The sequence below is a fragment of the Streptomyces sp. NPDC060194 genome (assembly GCF_042728285.1).
In the GTDB taxonomy this organism is placed as follows: domain Bacteria; phylum Actinomycetota; class Actinomycetes; order Streptomycetales; family Streptomycetaceae; genus Streptomyces.
The window spans coordinates 1-2275 of record NZ_JBHWZH010000282.1 but is presented as its reverse complement, the minus strand read 5'-3'; the positions used below and the strand labels follow the sequence as shown (position 1 = coordinate 2275).

Genomic DNA, 2275 nt, shown 5'->3' with positions numbered 1-2275 from the left:
GGGGTGGGCGAACGCGCCCACCCCGTGCCGGTCGCACCAGGCACGAGTCTACGGGTGGTGACGCATCGGAATGGCCCGTGGGGCCGCGGGGCCGTCCTCGTCAGAGGTAGGCCGGGGCCGCCACGGGCAACGTAAATCGGAACTCGGCACCGCCGCCGGGCGCGCGGCCGACGGTGATCGCGCCGCCGTGGGCCTCGACGAGGCCCTTGACGATGTACAGGCCGAGCCCGGTGCCGCCGCGCTTGCTGCCGCGCCAGAAGCGGGTGAAGACGCGCGCCATGGACTCCTCGGGGATGCCGGGGCCTTCGTCGCTCACGGTGACCGCCGTCCCCTCCGCCCGGTTCTTGAGCCTCGCTGCCGTGACCTCGATGGTGACAGTCCCCGCGCCGTGGCGCACCGCGTTTTCCAGGAGGTTGCTGAGCACCTGGTCGATCTTGTCCGGGTCCGCCCAGAGCGCGGGCAGGGGGCCCGCGACCCGGACGAAGAACCGCTCGGGCCGCTGCCCCGCGGCGACCTGCGCCTGGACGTGGCGGCCGACGGCGGTCGGCATGTCGACGGGCTGCCGGCGCACCTCCAGGCGGCCGGAGTCGATGCGGGAGATGTCGAGCAGCTCGGCGATGAGCCGGGTGACGCGGTTGGCGTCGGCGTCGACGGTCTCCAGCATCAGCTTCTTCTGGTCCTCGGTGAACCGCTCCCACTTGGCCAGGAGGGTCGCGGTGAAGCCCTTGACCGAGGTGAGCGGCGAGCGCAGCTCGTGGGCGACGGTCGCGATCAGCTCGGCGTGGCTGCGCTCGCTGCGGCGGCGGGCCTCGGTGTCCCGGACGGAGATCACCAGGCGCCGCACCGGCCCGGCGGGCCGCTCGCGGACGTACCGGGCGGTGACGAGGACCTCGCGGCCGCCGGGCAGCAGCAGGTTGCGCTCCGGCTGCCCGGAGCGGGTGGCGAGCCCGCCGTAGGGGTCGGTGCAGCGCCACCAGCGGCGCCCCTCCAGGTCCTCCAGCGGTAAGGCGTCCTCCAGCGGGCGGCCGAGCGCCCGCTCGCGCGGGATGTCCGTGATGCGGACGGCGGCGGCGTTGAAGACCACCACCCGGCCGTGCTCGTCGGCCACGACGAGCCCGTCGGCCAGCTCGTCCGGATCGAGGGCGAGGAGTCCGGCGTCGTCGACGCCACCGCGCTCCGCCGCAGGCGACGCACCGTTCATTGCGATAGTCATCCCCGCATCCCACCTTTTCCGGCCGGCGCAACGGGCCCCGGAGTGGGTCACCTTACTAGGACCCGCCGCGCCGCTCGGCCCGGAACGGGACTCGAACCCGTACGCCCCCGCGCGAGCGGCTCAGGCGCCCGCGCGGCAGCCGCCCGCCGAGCGCTGGGCGCGCGCGGAGGCGTAGAGGCAGACCGCGGCGGCGGTGGCGAGGTTGAGGCTCTCGGCCCTGCCGTGCAGCGGGACGCGGACCACCGCGTCGGCGAGCGCCCGGGTCTCCTCGGGCAGGCCCCAGGCCTCGTTGCCGAAGATCCAGGCGGTGGGGCCGCCCATGGCGCCGGCGTCCAGTTCGGCGTCGAGGTCGTGCTCGCCGGCCCCGTCCGCCGCGAGCACCCGTACGCCCGCCTCCTTCAGCCCGCGGACGGCGTCCTCGACGGGGACGCCGACGGCGACCGGCAGGTGGAAGTGCGAGCCGACGGAGGCGCGCACCGCCTTGGGGTTGTAGAGGTCGACGGAGGCGTCGGTGAGGACCACCGCGTCGGCGCCGGCGGCGTCCGCGCAGCGCAGCACGGTGCCGGCGTTGCCGGGGTCGCGGACGTGGGAGAGGACGGCGACGAGCCGGGGGCGGGCCGCGATGATCTCCGCGAACGGCGAGTCGAGGAAGCGGCAGACGCCGACCAGGCCCTGCGGGGTGACCGTGGTGGAGACGTCCTCGATGACCTCCTCGGCCGCGAGGTGCACCCGCGCCCCGGCCTCCCGCGCGGCCGCCACGATGTCGGCGTACCGCTCGGCGGCCTCGACGGTGGCGAACAGCTCCGTCAGCGTCGGCTCGCCGCCGGTGCGGTGCGCGGCCGCCTCGCGGACGGCCTGCGGGCCCTCGGCGAGGAAGCGGCGCTCCTTGCCGCGGAAGTTCCGGCGGGCCAGCCGGCGGGCGGCGGCGACGCGCGGGGAGCGGGGGGAGATCAGCTCGGGGGTGCCCATGGGCGGCGGCTCACTATCGTCGGCGGAAGACGGGAGGGACGGCGGGGTGGGGACGGCGGCGGACAGCGGAAGGACCCGCAGGCGGGCGCCTGC

2 protein-coding genes are annotated in these 2275 nt (G+C 75.9%); both read right to left on the bottom strand.

Annotated features, from left to right (window positions below; translation table 11 throughout):
* Window positions 1–100: 100 nt before the first annotated feature.
* Entirely contained in the window at window positions 101–1201 is a 1101-nt protein-coding gene (locus ACFWEG_RS28890; protein ID WP_387221040.1) for an ATP-binding protein, read from the bottom strand.
* 132 nt (window positions 1202–1333) lie between these two features.
* Window positions 1334–2182, bottom strand: a complete 849-nt coding sequence (locus ACFWEG_RS28885) for a TrmH family RNA methyltransferase (protein ID WP_387221038.1) — start codon at window positions 2180–2182, stop codon at window positions 1334–1336.
* Window positions 2183–2275 lie beyond the last annotated feature (93 nt).